The sequence below is a fragment of the Rhizobium sp. N621 genome, from assembly GCF_001664325.1.
Taxonomy (GTDB): domain Bacteria; phylum Pseudomonadota; class Alphaproteobacteria; order Rhizobiales; family Rhizobiaceae; genus Rhizobium; species Rhizobium esperanzae.
In genome coordinates this window covers 1,610,014-1,626,109 of sequence record NZ_CP013495.1, presented here as the reverse complement: position 1 = coordinate 1,626,109, position 16,096 = coordinate 1,610,014, and the positions used below count along the sequence as shown (strand labels likewise).

At 59.1% G+C, this 16,096-nt stretch carries 17 protein-coding genes and 1 tRNA gene; 9 read left to right on the top strand and 9 right to left on the bottom strand.

Annotated features, from left to right (window positions below; genetic code table 11):
• Positions 1-78: 78 nt before the first annotated feature.
• The 4 genes from AMK00_RS07900 to AMK00_RS07885 are packed head-to-tail and all read left to right on the top strand — an operon-like array spanning position 79 to position 4,687.
• A complete protein-coding gene (locus tag AMK00_RS07900; RefSeq protein ID WP_064801757.1) occupies positions 79-654 on the top strand; it encodes a polysaccharide biosynthesis/export family protein in 576 nt (191 codons plus the stop codon).
• A 3-nt stretch (positions 655-657) separates the two neighbouring features.
• Complete coding sequence (locus AMK00_RS07895; RefSeq protein ID WP_064810090.1) at positions 658-1,827, top strand: glycosyltransferase; 1,170 nt, start codon at positions 658-660, stop codon at positions 1,825-1,827.
• A 56-nt stretch (positions 1,828-1,883) separates the two neighbouring features.
• Positions 1,884-3,446 carry an undecaprenyl-phosphate glucose phosphotransferase gene (locus AMK00_RS07890; protein WP_064810089.1) on the top strand — a complete coding sequence of 521 codons (1,563 nt, stop codon included), beginning with the start codon at positions 1,884-1,886 and terminating at the stop codon, positions 3,444-3,446.
• Positions 3,443-4,687 (top strand): O-antigen ligase family protein, encoded by a 1,245-nt coding sequence (locus AMK00_RS07885; protein ID WP_064810088.1) that lies wholly within the window; start codon positions 3,443-3,445, stop codon positions 4,685-4,687. The genes AMK00_RS07890 and AMK00_RS07885 overlap by 4 nt, the downstream gene beginning before the upstream one ends.
• 27 nt (positions 4,688-4,714) lie before the next feature.
• Here AMK00_RS07885 and AMK00_RS07880 read toward each other — a convergent pair whose 3' ends face one another.
• Genes AMK00_RS07880 through AMK00_RS07870 form a run of 4 tightly spaced genes read right to left on the bottom strand, consistent with a single transcriptional unit; the run spans position 4,715 to position 7,903 of the window.
• On the bottom strand, positions 4,715-5,548 hold the full coding sequence (locus tag AMK00_RS07880; protein ID WP_064801750.1) for a carbohydrate ABC transporter permease: 834 nt from the start codon (positions 5,546-5,548) through the stop codon (positions 4,715-4,717).
• Entirely contained in the window at positions 5,548-6,441 is an 894-nt protein-coding gene (locus tag AMK00_RS07875; protein ID WP_064801741.1) for a carbohydrate ABC transporter permease, read from the bottom strand. Before AMK00_RS07875 ends, AMK00_RS07880 begins: the two co-directional genes overlap by 1 nt.
• Positions 6,422-6,565 (bottom strand): hypothetical protein, encoded by a 144-nt coding sequence (locus tag AMK00_RS32470; protein WP_167377187.1) that lies wholly within the window; start codon positions 6,563-6,565, stop codon positions 6,422-6,424. Before AMK00_RS32470 ends, AMK00_RS07875 begins: the two co-directional genes overlap by 20 nt.
• The gene (locus tag AMK00_RS07870; protein WP_064810087.1) at positions 6,566-7,903 is read right to left on the bottom strand and encodes an extracellular solute-binding protein; all 1,338 of its coding nucleotides are present in this window, start codon (positions 7,901-7,903) and stop codon (positions 6,566-6,568) included.
• Between the two features lie 176 nt (positions 7,904-8,079).
• Here AMK00_RS07870 and AMK00_RS07865 point away from each other — a divergent pair, with 176 nt between their 5' ends.
• Positions 8,080-8,694 carry a GNAT family N-acetyltransferase gene (locus AMK00_RS07865; RefSeq protein ID WP_064801737.1) on the top strand — a complete coding sequence of 205 codons (615 nt, stop codon included), beginning with the start codon at positions 8,080-8,082 and terminating at the stop codon, positions 8,692-8,694.
• 20 nt (positions 8,695-8,714) lie between these two features.
• On the opposite strand, the gene AMK00_RS07860 is transcribed toward AMK00_RS07865, so the two are convergent.
• A complete protein-coding gene (locus AMK00_RS07860) occupies positions 8,715-10,472 on the bottom strand; it encodes a hypothetical protein (protein WP_064810086.1) in 1,758 nt (585 codons plus the stop codon).
• 358 nt (positions 10,473-10,830) lie between these two features.
• On the opposite strand from AMK00_RS07860, the gene AMK00_RS07855 reads away from it, so the two are divergent.
• Positions 10,831-12,012, top strand: coding sequence for an ROK family transcriptional regulator (locus AMK00_RS07855; protein ID WP_064801733.1), 1,182 nt, complete (start codon positions 10,831-10,833; stop codon positions 12,010-12,012).
• Between the two features lie 70 nt (positions 12,013-12,082).
• On the top strand, positions 12,083-12,376 hold the full coding sequence (locus AMK00_RS07850) for a helix-turn-helix domain-containing protein (RefSeq protein WP_064810085.1): 294 nt from the start codon (positions 12,083-12,085) through the stop codon (positions 12,374-12,376).
• A gap of 54 nt (positions 12,377-12,430) precedes the next feature.
• Here the strand turns inward: AMK00_RS07850 and AMK00_RS07845 are convergent, their stop codons facing one another.
• Complete coding sequence (locus tag AMK00_RS07845; RefSeq protein WP_064801730.1) at positions 12,431-12,643, bottom strand: hypothetical protein; 213 nt, start codon at positions 12,641-12,643, stop codon at positions 12,431-12,433.
• 236 nt (positions 12,644-12,879) lie between these two features.
• Complete coding sequence (locus AMK00_RS07840) at positions 12,880-13,101, bottom strand: hypothetical protein (RefSeq protein WP_064806073.1); 222 nt, start codon at positions 13,099-13,101, stop codon at positions 12,880-12,882.
• A gap of 543 nt (positions 13,102-13,644) precedes the next feature.
• On the opposite strand from AMK00_RS07840, the gene AMK00_RS07835 reads away from it, so the two are divergent.
• Positions 13,645-14,277, top strand: coding sequence for a class I SAM-dependent methyltransferase (locus AMK00_RS07835; protein ID WP_064801727.1), 633 nt, complete (start codon positions 13,645-13,647; stop codon positions 14,275-14,277).
• 78 nt (positions 14,278-14,355) lie between these two features.
• On the opposite strand, the gene AMK00_RS07830 is transcribed toward AMK00_RS07835, so the two are convergent.
• A tRNA-Pro gene (locus AMK00_RS07830) sits at positions 14,356-14,432 on the bottom strand.
• A 525-nt stretch (positions 14,433-14,957) separates the two neighbouring features.
• Between AMK00_RS07830 and AMK00_RS07820 the strand changes: the two genes are divergently transcribed.
• Positions 14,958-15,338: a hypothetical protein gene (locus AMK00_RS07820; protein ID WP_064810084.1), complete on the top strand. Its 381-nt coding sequence runs from the start codon at positions 14,958-14,960 to the stop codon at positions 15,336-15,338.
• A gap of 71 nt (positions 15,339-15,409) precedes the next feature.
• Here the strand turns inward: AMK00_RS07820 and AMK00_RS07815 are convergent, their stop codons facing one another.
• Entirely contained in the window at positions 15,410-16,078 is a 669-nt protein-coding gene (locus AMK00_RS07815; RefSeq protein WP_064810083.1) for an HAD family hydrolase, read from the bottom strand.
• Positions 16,079-16,096: the final 18 nt, after the last annotated feature.

Sequence of the window (16,096 nt, the reverse complement as noted above, 5' to 3'; positions counted from 1 at the left end):
CGGCCGTCTTTTACCGGGCATTAACCCTAACGGATCGATAACGATCTCACCAAGTTCATTTTCTGTGAGCACCAGCGGATGTCTGTCGCCCCGCCCAAAATCGTTTTGGCCCTGAGCCTTGCAGCCATGACGGCTGCATTGGGCGGATGCACGACGTATAAGCCGGCTCCGAAAGCCTTCAACGAGGCGACCATCCAGCCCTATACGCTTGATAGCGGCGACCGGCTGCGCATCACCGTCTTCGACCAGCAGAGCCTGACCAATACCTACACCGTCGATCAGGCCGGTTATATCGCCTTCCCCCTCATCGGTCAGGTCCCTGCCCGCGGCCGAACCCTGCAGCAACTTTCAGGGCAGATCGCCCAGAAACTGCAGCAGGGCTATCTTCGCGATCCCGATGTCACCATCGACGTCGACCGCTACCGCTCGATCTTCATCATGGGCGAAGTCGGCCAGCCCGGCCAATATGCCTATGTTCCGGGCATGACCGTGCAGAACGCCATTGCGGTTGCCGGCGGCTTCTCCAGTCGCGCCAACCAGAGCATGGTCGATGTCACCCGCAAGATAAACGGACAGGTGCTGACCGGCCGCATCAACATATCCGGCCCGATCATCGCCGGCGACACGATCTACGTTCGCGAACGGCTCTTTTGAGCAATGGCAAGAGAGAGACCGCTCCGCATTCTGCACTGCTTCAGATCGCCGGTCGGCGGGATTTTCCGCCATGTCCGCGACTTGGTCGAAGAACACAGCAAGGCCGGTCATCACGTCGGCATTCTCTGCGACAGCTCGACAGGCGGCGAGCACGAGGACAGTTTGTTCGATGATATCCGCCCATATCTGTCTCTCGGCCTGACGCGCGTGCCGATCCGCCGCTCGGTCAGCCCGTCCGATATCGCGACGATGTGGGATACGTACAAGAAGATTAAAAGTTTGCGGCCGGATGTGCTGCACGGGCACGGCGCCAAGGGCGGCGTGCTCGCGCGACTTGCCGGCTCAGCCCTGCGGGTGAACAGGTATCGCGTAGCCCGCCTCTATACCGCGCATGGCGGAAGCCTGCATTATTCGCGCTCCTCATTCACAGGACAGTTCGTCCTCAGGATGGAGCGCCTGCAGGAATATTTCACCGATGCGCTGGTCTTCATCTGCGAATACGAGCGCGACACCTATGCCCGCAAGGTGGGCAAGCCGCGGACGAAGACGAAACTGATCTATAACGGCATCGGGGAGCGTGAATTCGAGCCGATCCACACCCGGTCGGATGCGGTGCATTTCATCTATGTAGGGATGCTTCGGGACCTCAAGGGTCCCGATCTGTTTGTCGATGCCTTCGCCAAGACCGAGCGATTGCTCGGCCGGCCGCTTTCGGCGCTGATGATCGGCGACGGACCTGACCGCGACCGCTACCGCGAGATGATGATCGAACGCGGCCTCGGCAAACGGATCGGCATGTTGCCGGCAATGCGTATCCACGAGGCCTTTGCCATGGCGCAAAATCTCGTCGTCCCCTCTCGCGCCGAAGCCATGCCCTACATCGTGCTCGAAGGGCTGGGGGCCGGCAAGACGATCATCGCCAGCCGCGTCGGCGGCATTCCCGAGGTGCTCGGCAAGGACAGTCCGGCTCTTGTAGAGCCCGGCAATTCAGACGATCTCGCCCGCGTGATGGCGGAAGCGCTCAGCACGCCCGGCTGGCACGCCAGAACAATGCCGTCGCATGAGGCAGTAAAGGCCGTGTTTTCCTCGACCGTGATGGCGCGGGATGTTCTGCAATTATACCATGAGCTCGTCGGTCCTGCCGCCGAACCAGCAGTGTTCGTTACCCCGTAAATATTTCTTAGGGGCTTTCTGGTATTTCGCTTGCTGACAACGAGCGACAAAACCCCATGAACAAGCTGGAAAAAAGCGATCCGTTTGACGTAGAAGCGCTGCGCAAGCAGGTCTCCGACATCGAGGCGCGACGCAATGCAAGTCGGGAGCACGCCTCCGAGCCGACTGAAATCAATGCCTATGCCCGGCAGATCGCCGAACAGTTCCGCGACGGCACTCGTTCGCCTGCCATTATTATCGGCCAATTGCGGCTCCTGGAATTCTTGGCACTGTTTTCGATTGCCCTGATCGTCCACTACTTCTGGCCGGGCGACGGCAGCGATCCTCTGCTGGTGCGGGCCGGCATGGCAGCGATCGCTTCAACCGCGACCGTCATCGCCCTGCAGCTTGCCGACACCTACACCATTCCCGCACTCCGGGCGAAGCTACGGCTGATGCCCCGCATTCTCGCCTCCTGGACGATCGTGCTTGTGCTGACCATCGGCCTGTTCGCGCTCATTCGTGGCACCACATGGGCGATGGTCGATGCCTATGTTCCCTGGTTTGCCGCCGGCGCGCTTTTTCTTGCGACCGAGCGTTTCCTCGTGGCCTACGGCATCCGCAACTGGGCGCGCAACGGCATCATGGAGCGGCGCGCCGTCATCGTCGGCGGCGGCGAACCGGCCAAGGAGCTGATCCGCACCCTCGAACAGCAGGCCGATAACGACATCCGCATCTGCGGCATCTTCGACGACCGCGGCGAGAAGCGCTCACCGATCATGGTCGCCGGTTACCCGAAGCTCGGCACCGTGGCGGAGCTCGTCGAATTCGTGCGGCTGACGCGCATCGACATGCTGATCATCGCCCTGCCGCTTTCGGCTGAGGCGCGCATCTTCGATCTCCTGAAGAAGCTCTGGGTCCTGCCGGTCGATATCCGGCTTGCGGCGCACGCCAACCGGCTGCGCTTCCGGCCACGCGCCTATTCGCATGTCGGCGCTGTGCCGATGCTCGACATTTTCAAGATGCCGATCCGCGACTGGGATTCCGTCGCCAAACGCGGCTTCGACATCTTTTTCACTCTGGTCGCGCTTGCGCTGCTCTGGCCGCTGATGGCCGCAACCGCAATCGCCATCAAAGCGACCTCGGAAGGTCCTGTCTTCTTCATGCAGAAGCGTCACGGCTTCAACAACGAAGTCATCAACGTCTTCAAGTTCCGCTCGATGTACACCAACATGGCCGACCCCTCAGGCAAGGCCGCGGTGACCAAGGGCGATCCACGCGTCACCCGTGTCGGAAGGTTCATCCGCAAGACCTCGATCGACGAGCTGCCGCAGCTTTTCAACGTGCTGCGGGGAGACCTCTCGCTGGTCGGTCCGCGTCCGCATGCGGTTCTCGCTCAAGCGCGCGACCGCGCCTTTGCGGATGTCGTCGAAGGTTATTTCGCCCGCCACCGCGTCAAGCCTGGTGTGACCGGCTGGGCGCAGATCAACGGCTGGCGCGGCGAAGTGGACAATGACGAGAAGATCAAGTTCCGCACGGCCTACGACCTCTATTATATCGAGAACTGGTCGCTCTGGTTCGATCTCAAAATCCTGTTCCTGACGCCGGTCCGGCTGTTCAACACGGAAAACGCCTATTGAGCACGATCGAGGCGACATATTCGCGTGTCGCCCAGCCGCAGCGGGCAACGCTGCGGCTGATCGGTTCCGCCTTCGTCGCTTTCGGTGTTTTCCTCTCCGGCTTCGTCATCGATGAGCCGGCGCCCTATGAACTCTGGATGGCGGGACTGATCGGCCTCTGGTTCATCCTGGGGCTCAGGATTTCGCGCAGCGTCGCGCCGTTACTTGCGCTGCTGCTCACTTTCAATATCGGCGGCATGCTGTCGCTGACGCAGATGAAGGACCTTGCGACGGCGCCGATGTATATCGCCGTCTCGACCTTCCTGGCGCTGACCGCGGTATTCTACGGGGCGATCATCGAGGACAGCCATAAGCGGCTGCCGCTGATCTTCAACGCCTGGACCCTGGCTGCCGTCGTCACGTCGGCGCTTGGCGTGCTCGGCTATTTCCACGCCTTTCCCGGCTCGGAAGTGTTCACTCTCTATGACCGCGCCAAAGGCGCGTTCCAGGATCCAAACGTCTTCGGCCCCTTCCTGGTGCCGCCGTCGCTCCATCTCATCCACGGCATTCTGGCCGGCGACCTGAAGAAATCGCCATTGAAGGCAGCCGCCCTTCTCGTGATTGCCCTCGGCATCTTCCTCTCCTTTTCCCGGGCTGCCTGGGGCCTCTTTGCCGTCGGCGTGGTGCTGCTGATTTTCATCATGCTGCTGAAGGAGCGCAGCGGCGCCTTCCGCTTGCGCGTGCTGATCCTGTCACTGGCGGCGATCATCATGCTGGTCGCATCGCTGCTCGTGGCGCTGCAGATTCCGAAGGTCGCAGCGTTGTTTTCGACACGCGCCCAGCTCGTGCAGCAGTATGACGGCGAACATCTCGGCCGCTTCGAGCGCCACAGGATCGGTTTCACCATGATGATGGAGCGCCCGCTCGGCATCGGTCCGCTCGTGTTCGGCACCATGTTTCCCGAGGACGAGCATAATATCTGGCTGAAGTCGCTCACCTCCTATGGCTGGCTCGGCTTCGTCAGCTATGTCGGAATGCTCCTCTGGACGCTCGTCCTGGGTTTCCGGAACCTGCTTCACGACCGGCCGTGGCAACCCTTCCTGATGATTGCCTGGATCTCCGTTCTCGGCCATGCGGCGATCGGCAACGTCATCGACATCGACCACTGGCGGCATGTCTATCTGCTCTTCGGCACGGTCTGGGGCTGCGCAGCGCTGGAAGCGCGTCACAGGCGCGGCCGAAATCTCGCCGGAGCGGCTTGAAGCCTTGCCGCCAATGGCTTGGGCTGCCTATTTCGTCGTCCCGGCCGTCAAGCCGGCGATGAACCGCCGCTGGAAAATGAGATAGGTCAAGATGAGCGGGGCAATGACGATCACCGCCCCGGCGGTCAGAACCGGCGTGTTGACGGTGTAGCGCCCCTGGAAAAACAGCATGCCGAGGGGCAGCGTCCGATAGGCATCGTCGTTCACCAGAATGAAGGGAATCAGAAACTCGTTCCAGGTCCAGATGAACAGGAACAACGCCAGTGTCGACATTGCCGGCACCATCAGGGGTACGACGATCTTGCGAAGGATATAGAAGCGCCCGGCGCCGTCGAGGACTGCCGCTTCGAGAATCTCTTCGGGCAATTGCTGCATCGCGCTGGCGAGGAAGATCGTCGAGAATGGGATCGACATCGCGATCTGCGGCACGATCACGGCGGCATAGGTATTGATCCACCCGAGATACCGCATTTCATAATAAAGCGGGATGATGAAAGCCTCTGCCGGCACCATCATGCCGAGTGTCAGGATGGCGAACAGCATACGCCTGAGCGGGAAAGACAGAAAAGCGAAGGCGAAACCCGTCAGCAGGCCCAGAAAGACGCTCGCGGCGACAACGGGTATGACGACAATAATCGAATTCCAGAAGTAGATGTTGAAATGCCCGGCATTCCAGGCATCGAGGTAATTTTCGAAGTGCGGATATGCCGGCAAGGCGAACGCACCCTTCAGGACGTCGGCCTTGCTCTTTATTGACGTCAGAAGCAGAAGCAGGAATGGCGTGATCGTGACGAATGCGAGAAGCCAGAGGAGAATGCGAAGAGGGAGTGTGGTAGTGGGGATATTGGACGAACGGCTCATCACGCCACCCCTTTGTTCTGCGAGCCGACAAACCGGTGAATTGCATAGTTGATGATGAATGTCAGGGCCGCGCCGACAATGGCGATGGCCGCCGCCGCGCCGAACCGGTTGAGCTCGAAACCGAGCTGGTACATGTAGATATTTGGTACGAGCGTGGCGTTGGCGGGCCCGCCGCGGGTCATTGTGAAAATCAGGTCGAAGCTCTTGATCGACGCGATGACCGTCAGCAGCAAAACCACCCTGATTTCCGGCATGAGAAGCGGCAGCGTTATCCAGAAAAACGTCTTTCGCGCCGAAGCGCCATCGACCTTCGCAGCATCAAATAGCGACGGGTCGATGCGCTGAATTCCCGTGAGGAAGATGACCATGCAAAAACCGAAGAAATACCAGGTGGCAACGATCCCGACCGCGGGAAGCACGAAGTTGAAATCTCCCAGCCAGGGGAGTGCGAACATGCCCAAGCCCACTGCTCTCAGAAACTGGTTGAACGGACCGAATGCAGGATTGTAGAGCCATGCCCAGATAATGCCCAACACGGCAGTCGGCATGATATATGGCAGGAACAGGAACGTCCGCAGGGCGAGTTGTTCGCGTTGCTTCAGATTCCAGACGCAGGCGGCAAGACCTATGCCGAGCCCGAGCGGCAGGACGCAGTAAAAAATCATCAGCTCGGCATTGTTGCGCAAAGCGATGTAAAAACGATCATCGGAAAAGAGATCGACGTAATTGCCGAGGCCAACCCACCTGGGCACGGTCAAGCCGTCCCAACTGGTCAGGCTCAACCCCAAAGCCGCGACAATCGGCCCGAAGACAAAGGCCGCGTAAAGCAGCAATCCGGGGAATAGATAGATCCAGTTGGTATGTTCGGAGCCATCAAGTGGGGAGCGCTTCATTCCGGTACTCCATGAAGCCAAAGCTATCGTCGTCGTGCAGCAAGCCTGAGATCGCAGCGCTGTTTTTTAAGGTGATGTCGTTGAGACGCAGGCCGCGGACGGTCGCGGCCTGCGTCCGCGCCATTTATTTCTGGCCCTTCAGGTAGGCCTGATAATCCTTGTCCATAGCGTCGACAAAGGCTTCAGGCGTGATCTTGCCGGACAGGAGAAGCGGCGTGTTATCGTCGATTGTCTTCAGCATCGTCGGGCTAGACCAATCGGGATAGTGGCCGAGAGCGTCGTTGGCGTTGAGCGTCTTCCACATCTCGATGCCGGAGCTCAGCAGCGGCGTGAGCTTTGGCTTCGCATCCGCCGCAAGCGACGTTGCCGGAAGATAGCTGGCATTGGCCCAGGCTTCGGCAGCTTTTTCCGAAACCATGTAGTCGATATATTCACCGGCCAGGTCCTTCGTTTTCTGGTCTTTGGCAAGGCTTGTTATTGCCCAGGCAAGATCCACGCCTCCGACGCTCAGCGGCTTGGTAATGCCTTTTGGGGCAGGAATGGCCATGAAGCCGATATCCTGGTTGTGCTGCATATCACCGAAATACCAGGTTCCCGAAATCAGGAAGGCGCCCTGGCCTGATATGAAAAGCTGGACGGCGTCGTCACCCGAAATGCCCTCGAAACCGGGATAGAAATAGCCGCCCTGCGCCCACTTCTGCACCAGTTTTGCGGATTCGATGTTGCCCTTGGTGTTCCAGGAGCCGCCCCTGCCGTAGATCAGATCGTCAAGCTCGGCGCGATTGCCCGCGTCGATATGGGCTTGATCGATGGCGCCAATCATGTGCAGGGCCAGATGCTGCTTTGCGCTGCCCATCATGAAGGGCGCCACGCCTTTTTCCTTCAGCTTGTCGAGATCGGCCAAAAGCTCCTCGAAAGTCTGCGGCAGTGCTATGCCGGCGTCGTCAAGGATCTTCTTGTTGTAATAGAGGCCGACGATCTCGGCGAGGCCTGATATGCCGTAGGTCTTGCCGACCCCGAACTTTGGCCCATCCCATCGATCTCGCGCCAGCACGGAATCGGACTGGCGCTTATCCCAGCTGTATTTCTTGATGTAGTCGTCAACCGGCAGGAGCAGTCCTTCCTTGACCATTGCGCCCATATCGCCGGCGCCCTGGTTGACTTTCGTGACGACCGGGCCGTTCCCTGCCGAAACCGCAAGCTTCAGCGTCAACTTCATGTCATCGAATGTGCGGGCGGTACGCTTGATCGTAACGCCGGGATGCGCAGCTTCGAACTCTTTGTTCAGCTGCTCTATGACCGCACTCTGACCTTCGTAGGTCTGGTCATCCCAAACAGCCAGATCGTCAGCCCGGGCGGCTGCCGAAAGGCCAAGATTCATAAGCGCTGCACCAGCAAGCGCGACGGCCGTTTTCATTTGAAATGCCGGCAGTATGTTGATCGATTTCACGCTTCTTTTCATCTGCTCCACCTCACTTGGTTTATTCTCCACTCCCCGTCCGAGCCTTGCGCCAGGCGCCGTCGAACGTTTTCTTCCCCCAGAGCTTTGCCTGACCGGCGAATCTGAGGTAATCGTCAGTGCATCAGCTCCTCTCGCGACCCAAAACGACAACGCGCCACGCAGGAGGTGGCAAAGTGATGGACACCAGTTGCTTCATCCGTCCCGCGATTGAAGCGGATATCGAAGCCTTTTTTGAAATCTGCCTGAAAACCGCGAATGGCGGTCACGATGCCAGCGCTCTCTATAGTGACCCGCGTCTGCCCGGTTACATCTGGTCGGTGCCATATCTCAAGTTCGCCAAAGACTTTGCCTTTGTTCTCGTCCAGCATGACCGTCCGGTCGGCTATGTCGTGGGCGCCCCCGACACCAGTCAGTTCGATCAAGACCTGGCGGCAAGCTGGTGGCCGCTCGTGCGCCGAGAGATCGCCGGACTGGCGCCGACCCGTCCGCGCGACGCCGACGTCTTGGAACGAATCCAAAATCCGCGCAGCGGGACGGCCTGGCTTCAGCACCAGTATCCGGCGCATCTGCACATCAACATCCTTCCCGGGCTTCAGGCAAGCGGCTGGGGACGAAAGATGATCGACACCGAGCTGCAGGCGCTTCGAAATCATGGGGTCACGGCCGTGCATCTCGGGGTCGACCCCACAAACGAACGCGCCAAAGGCTTCTATCGTCACCTTGGCTTTTCCGAACTCGAACGCGATGGCGCCGTCGCCTTTGCAATGCGGATCGATCAGGGATCCCGCTGAAACCGCCGGCGCCAGACCGCTCATGACATCGGCTCCGAATTTGCAGCGTCGAGCCCATATTTCAAAGCGACGGCTGCCGGCATGGCGCTCCAGCCCTGAAGCAGGGAGCCGCGTCCATAGGGCGGCGAGAAATATTCCACCGCGCCGATCCAGCCATTGTCGAGGCAGGTTTCCCACCAGCGGGTCAGCGCGTAGCGGGCGCCTCCAAGTCCGTGGCGAAGGCGTTCTTCGGCATAGGCGCCGTCCCAATAAGGCCAGTCCGAGCCGTTATGGTAGCGGTAGGGAAAGGCGGTCTTGGATCGCAAATCGCTTTGCCGCTTGAATGGTGGATAGGCGCACATCACACCCCAACTGCCATAGGGCTGTTCCTGATTGTTGCGCGTTTCCAGCCTGGTTTCAAACGCTCTCAGGAGGCCGACAGCCCTCTCCTCTGAAATAGCACTAAATCGCGATAAGGTCAGACTGTCGAGAGCCAGATGATCTTCGACAAAAGTGCCGGGTGTCCCATAGTCGAGATATCCTCCCGTTGCCGGCACGAAGAGCCTGGCTTCGATTTCCCGGCGGGCAAGAATTGCGGTCTTGCGCGCATGTTCGGCAAGGGTCGGATCGTGTCCTTCGCCCAGCCTCGCGACAGCATCCAGCGCGCCGACGAAGAGACCGAGGTCATAGGAAACAAGGCCGTCACGAAAGACATTGTCGGCCCAATCTCGGTCGTTGCGCGGTTTCAGCGGCAGAACGCTGTCGGGACCGGCCAGGCTGACATAGCGATCCATGATCGCCCTCACTGTCGGCCAATGAAGCTGCACCTCGGCCGCGTCTTTCGTAACGCCGAAATAGTCATCGAGAAAAAGAACGAAGAAAAGCGGACTGTCGAAGTGGTCGCTCCACCAATCCTGCGGACGATTATGATACTCCGGAACTGCTCTTTTATGGGTTTTGGGATTGGCTTTGCTGTCGGCGACGAAGCGCTGCCAGGCATCCGATTGCGCCGGTCCCGTCAGGATAACGCCGCTCGGGGCCTCTCCGTCGGGCTGTATTCCCTTGGCGAGCAGTCGGATCTCGTCGCGCACCGCCTCCGGAGCAAGCGTCAAAAGCGGCTGCATCGTCCAATAGCCGTCGCGGTAATAGGTCCGCGCCGGAGCGCTATAGGCCTGTCCGGCGGCAAGGCCGGCGAATGCGCCATTTTCGTCGCGCCTTATGCTGGAAAGGGCCGCATGTATCCCCTGACTGACCATGCTGCGCATTAGCGGGTCGGCGTCAGGCATCATGTCGCAACGCGCCACATATTCCGCGGCTTCGGTGATAATGGCTTCGCTGCTGAGATCGAGGGCTCTCTCGGCTTCGTCTCTCGAGGCGCCGCCGGCAATCCGCAGATCGGAATCTCGAGCTTCCGCGATAAGGACGCCCCAGCCCATTTCGAAAATCTGCCGATGACCGCTGCGGGACACCTTCGCCCTCGCGTCTCGCCCATCCGGCTCGTGCCACCAGGCGCAACGGCGCGCTGGATAGACGCCCTGCAGGCTCACTCCATTGATCAGCATCACCGGCAGCGACTGCGCGACGAAAACGCCGCCCTGTTTCGAGACGAGCCGGTTCGGAGCGTAGGTATAGGGGCCGGTGATCGGAGAAAACCGCACACGCCCCAGGCTGCCGGCACCCCAAAGGGCAAGATCGGCATATCCCTCCGGATGAACATCCGCCTGAAGGCGTGGCGCCATTATGGGCAGCAAGACGCCGGCGTCGGCTGAAAGCTGCCCGTCGGTCGAGGGTTTTATCATAGACAGGTCCCCGACAGCCGCGTGGAGGAACCCGCAGAATGCGAAACGAAGAAACAGCTGAACCAGCCTGAGCCGGTTCCTCTTTGGGCGATCTTGGCGCGTGCGCGCCGACCCAGACAATATGTACGGTGCATACTTGTCCTCGACCCTGTTTCATTCGCGCGTTGATCACGCGTTGATCCCAGCCTACAGGCGGCTCCTCCTTTGTCAAGGACGTAGACAAATTGTCGGCTTCCGTGTACTGAACTGGGCTACGGAGATGAGGGTTGAGGACTAAACCCATCATTTCGCGACGGCTGAGAACGGGACCGACCTTACATTAGGGATACACCTCGAACTAATTGGAACGATTAGCCGGATGGCAACGACGTCGTCTATCGTACAGACTCCCATCGCACGAAAAATCTCGACCAATACGGTGATCCGAACCGTGTTAGCCAAGGGGAAGATCTCGCGCGCCGATATTGCCAAGCTGACCGGCCTGTCGAAACAGACGATTTCCGATGTCGTGCGCGATCTTGAGGATGACGGGTGGCTGAAACCTGTCGGGCAGACCGATGGTCGTCCCGGTCGGAATGCGATCATCTATGAAATCAACGCAAGCGCGGGCCTGGCGGTCTCCATCGATCTCGGAGGTACCAAGATCGCTGCGGCTATCTGCGATTTGTTGGGTAACGTCGTTGCGGAAACCAAAGTGCCCACCGACCCACGCGGCGGACCGCATCTCGTCAACCAGTTCAGCGACCTGATCACTCAACTCGCGCTTGCGGCGGGGACGACTGCCGACAAGCTGCGTCTCGTCGTTCTTGGCAGTCCCGGCGTCCTCGATCCGGCTACCGGACATATCAACGTCGCGCCGAACATTCCCGGCGTGGACGCAATGGATCTGCGGCAAGCGTTCAGCGACAAGATGGGCATACCGGTGATCATCGAAAATGACGTCAACCTCGCCGCGCAAGGGGAGAGATGGCGGGGACACGGCGTCGAGGTCGGCAGTTTTGTTTTCGTGGCGCTTGGGACGGGCGTCGGCATGGGCATTATCGCCAATGGCGCGCTGTTGCGCGGTGCCCGCGGCGCGGCCGGCGAAATTGCCTATCTTCCACTCGGCGGCGATGCTTTTGATCCAGGCGGTTTTACACTGGGAACCTTCGAGAGCGCGGTCGGCAGCGTCGCCATGCTGCGGCGCTACACCGGTTTCGGCGGGCGCAACGCCTCTAGCGTGGCCGACCTCTTCGCTGCGTTCAATGCAGGCGAAACGAGCGCCATCGCCGCAATCGAAGAGACAGCGAGACTGGTGGCGATCGCCATTGCCGCCATCGGAGCAACTCTCGACCCGGAACTGGTGATCACCGGCGGCAGTATCGGTGCAAGGCCGGAGCTCGTAAACGCCATCCGCGCTTTTCTGCCGCGTTGCACCCCTTACCCGCCGCGGATCGAGATCAGCCGCTTCGGCAACCGCGCCGCTCTCATGGGAGGCATGGGTATCGCCGTCGAGCGCATGCATGACGATCTGTTCGGTGTAAAATTGCAGGACGCTTGACGATCGCAGCGGCTCGCAATCAGCCGATGCGCCACTTGCGAAGCGCGGCAAATGCGCTAGATTTTGCGTCATGATAACAGCAACGCAGATACGCGGCGCGCGCGCCATGATCGGAATGAGCATCGAAGAGCTCGCCGCCGCAAGCGGCCTGCCGGTCGAAACCGTGACGGCCTTGGAAAAGGGCGAGTTTGAGGGCGAGCCGCATGCGCTGTTCGACGTGCGCAGCACGCTCGAGGCGCATGGCGTCATCTTCCTTTCGAGCGGCAATCAAGATGAAGGCGGCCCCGGCATCCGGTTGCGGGCACGCACATCAACCGATGATGGCATCCGGCCGGAAAATCTCAATGCCGCCAATGACGACTGACCAGATCCGTCTGTCAGGTTTCGCGGTCCCATCCTTTATTGCGGGAACCGGGTGTCAGAGATAGGTCTTGGCAAGGTCGGCGAGTTTGCCGCCGTCTCTCACGCCCTGTCTGTAAAGCTGAATGATAACCGCACCGATCCTCTCGGCTTCCGGCGTCGTTCTGACCAGGCCGCGTTCGTCGCAGACCTTGTCGAGCACTTGCGAAAGCAGATCGAGATCTTCCGAAAAGAGCGGTAAATCATGCGGATGAATTGATGACCGTAACATCACGCCGCACTTCCCTCCGAGGGCAAACGCCTACACGCTTGCATCGCCGGCCGCCCTCCGCAACCGGCAATGAAGTTATTATGCGTGAGGGTCCGAACTTTAGCAACTGCGCAAACTCCTGCGGAACAAAATTTCCTTCCGCATTTGCAGCAGGGATCCGAACCGGCTCAGGCGTGTTGCGATCTTTCAGATCCGCTGTTCGGCTTCATCCTGATCTGGCGTTACCGCAATATGCTTCAGCCGTTGCGGCGGCCGCCAGCAGCGATGAACGGCGGATCGATGAAGCCTTCCATGATCACCTTGGCGGTCAGCTCGATCACTCGTTCCTCGGCAAGTTCGGCAAGCGCGAGGGCAACGTCGCCCTCTGGCCAGCCGGCCTTGACCGCCTCGTCCGACAGAGCTTGGAAAGCATCGGCAAGGGCCTGCCTGCAAGTTAGGTTCTGGTTCATATCCGCCATGCGCTCGCACCAGGCCATCTCTGAGAGGAACAATCCTAATCTACACATATTCGCAAAAATGCGAAGCGCCAAAAGGTTCTCTGAAATTTAAAACCAGACTATTCAGCGTAAAATTCTGTATAGCCTTAACGAAATAAACAAACGTCCGCCCATACTATTGATGGATTCTCAAAAATAACTGGAAGAGATATTTTTTCAACCACTCCCGTTAAGAGAGTATTTCATTGGATGATTTACTTCAAATGGTCAAATCGAATTCGATATACTGACCATTTTCTCTGCCCAATGGCATAGACCCGAAATCCGGCCGTTTTCAGCATCTTGGCGCCATCCTGTCAATCAGCTTCGGGATATTCCCGGCGCGAGCATGACCATCAATCGCGTCGTGGTGAAGAGGAGCTTAAATCGGTTCGGCCGTTGGGCATCGGAGGATGGCGGCGAATGCCGACCGGCGTGATCACCTTATTACCATAACGGCACCACACTGCCGTCAAAGTCCGCCGTACCATTGCCTCGGCGCGTTCAATTTTTTCAGGAGGTAAAATGTCTATCGAACTGGACGCTACTACCTATGTTCACGCCAAGCCAACGACCGCTCATTCTTATATCCTGCCGGCCGTTGTCGACGTTCTTGAAAACAGTTTTCACGAGGCAAACGAAACGGCGGTCTTTGATCTCGGCTGCGGCACCGGCGGCGCTGCCTCGGTGCTTGTGGAGAAAGGCTACGACGTCGTCGGCGTCGATCCGTCGGAGGACGGTATTGCGAAAGCGAAAGCGGTCCATCCCGATCTTCCGCTGGAAATCGGTTCCGGCTACGACGATCTTTCCAGCCGCTACGGGACCTTCGATGCGGTGATCAGCATAGAAGTCGTGGAGCATGTTTACGACCCGAAGGCTTTCTCGGCGACCATGTACGATCTGGTGAAACCGGGAGGCATCGCGGTCGTATCGACGCCTTTTCACGGTTACTGGAAAAATCTGGCTTTGGCGGTAAGCGGAAAGATGGATGACCATTTCATGCCGCTCAAAGACCACGGCCACATCAAATTCTGGTCCCCGGGGACACTCAGCACGCTGCTGCTCGACACAGGCTTCGAAGACGTCGACTTCGAATATGTCGGGAGAATTCCGCTTCTGGCAAAGTCGATGATTGCAATCGCGCAGAAACCGCACTGACCCGTCCGCTACCGCAGACACGCACGCGCGGCGCTCACCATTAACGTGATGTGCTGACTGGGATTTCAAGGGGATAAATGGTCGGGGCGACTGGACTCGAACCAGCGACCCCTTGACCCCCAGTCAAGTGCGCTACCGGGCTGCGCTACGCCCCGACCTGCCGAAACGGCTTGATTGCTTTATGAAATCGGCCTTCATAGCGCAAGGGGAAAATGATGGTCGTGGAATAAAAATAGAACGGAAGGCGTCGAAAAGCACAGATCGGCGCAAACAGTCCCACGAAAGTCCCACGCGATGTTTCCGATGCGTTCCGAGAGCGAATTCGGGTTGACCATCCTTTCCATTTGAATCGCAAGGCGTGCTCAGCCTTAAATGACCGGAGTCTCGTCGTCTGCAGTAGAAGCGTTCTCATTTGCAATCTGCGCCCGACCTTTGGCGATTGCAGCTTCTTTTCATCAGCGATGGCTTTGAGTACCGCCATCTTTGCGTTTCCGCCTCTCCCAAGATCCTGATCGCCAACAGACACTTGATGTTGAAAAGCAATCGCGAAACAGAGACTGAAGTCCGATGTCACCACAGGCGGACATGGCTGGGTTGTTAGATTCACCGCAGGCAGACCACCATTTGCTTTTGGTTTCACCGCTCTACCTCAATCGACAGAGACAGTGGAGGAAGTCGCAGTGCGTAAGCCGATCATATTATTTGCCTTTGCCGCATTCGCCCTACCCGCTGATGCGATGGCGCAGTCGCCTGAGCTCGAGGATACCTGCAAATCCGTGGCAAAGAGCTTCTTCATGACCGATCAGCTCGCTATCGGCACCGTGCAATCCTTTCCCGAGTTGAAGCCGCCAGGTGTCCGCATGTCGTATTCGACGCGGCAGGGAACCGCGCCGGCCGAAATGACCGACATATTCGAATGCGAGTTCGACAAGGCGGATAAGCCGCACAACCTGGCGCGCTTCTGCGTATCGAGCACGTGCTATGCACCGAACGCCGATGACGGTGACCGCAAGCGCCGCTTCGACGAAATGCGCATTCTCCTCAACCGCGCTGAGAAATAGGATGGCGCCGTGCTCGGCATGATGGGTGGAGATGAAGCGTTTCGCGAAGGAAGCAGTGCGCCCGGTAACGTTCAGATTGCGACGACCTTCAGCCGACCTTCGGCGGTCTGGCGGGGCTGCCACGCCCGATAGTTCGCAATCGAAAAATGTGGAGTTTCGAAAGGCGTGGCGTGGGTTTCGGTGATGACGGTGACGTCGGCGCCGGCGGCCTCGCCGGCAAGAATGCCGGCAACGGCATCTTCGAAGACCAGGCAGTTTGCCGGGTCGACTCCGAGGCGGCTTGCACCGAGCAGATAACCCTCGGGGCTGGGCTTGCCGGCCACGACCTCCCGACCGCTGACCATCACCTTCGGCATTGGAATGCCGGCTGCAGCCATGCGGCGCCTGGCGAGTTCGATCGGCGCCGAGGTGACGATCGCCCATCTGCCGTCGGGGATGGCGTTGAGGAAGCGGGCGGCATCGGGAATTTCGATGATGCCGGAGACGTCCTCCATCTCCTCGGCCAGCAGCAGATCCGCCTCGTGCACCGGATCGACACCCGGCAGGCCGAGGCCGCGGATCACGTCGGAGGCACGAATGCCGTGGATCGTTTTCAGGAAAACGTCCGGCTCAAAACCATGTCGTCTCGCCCATTCGCTCCAGACGCGCTCGACGACGGCAATGGAATTCAGCAGCGTTCCGTCCATATCGAAGAGGAAGGCGTCATAGGATCTGTCGAGGACGTCGTGGTGACCGGGCACGGGTGTTTCCTTGCGAAC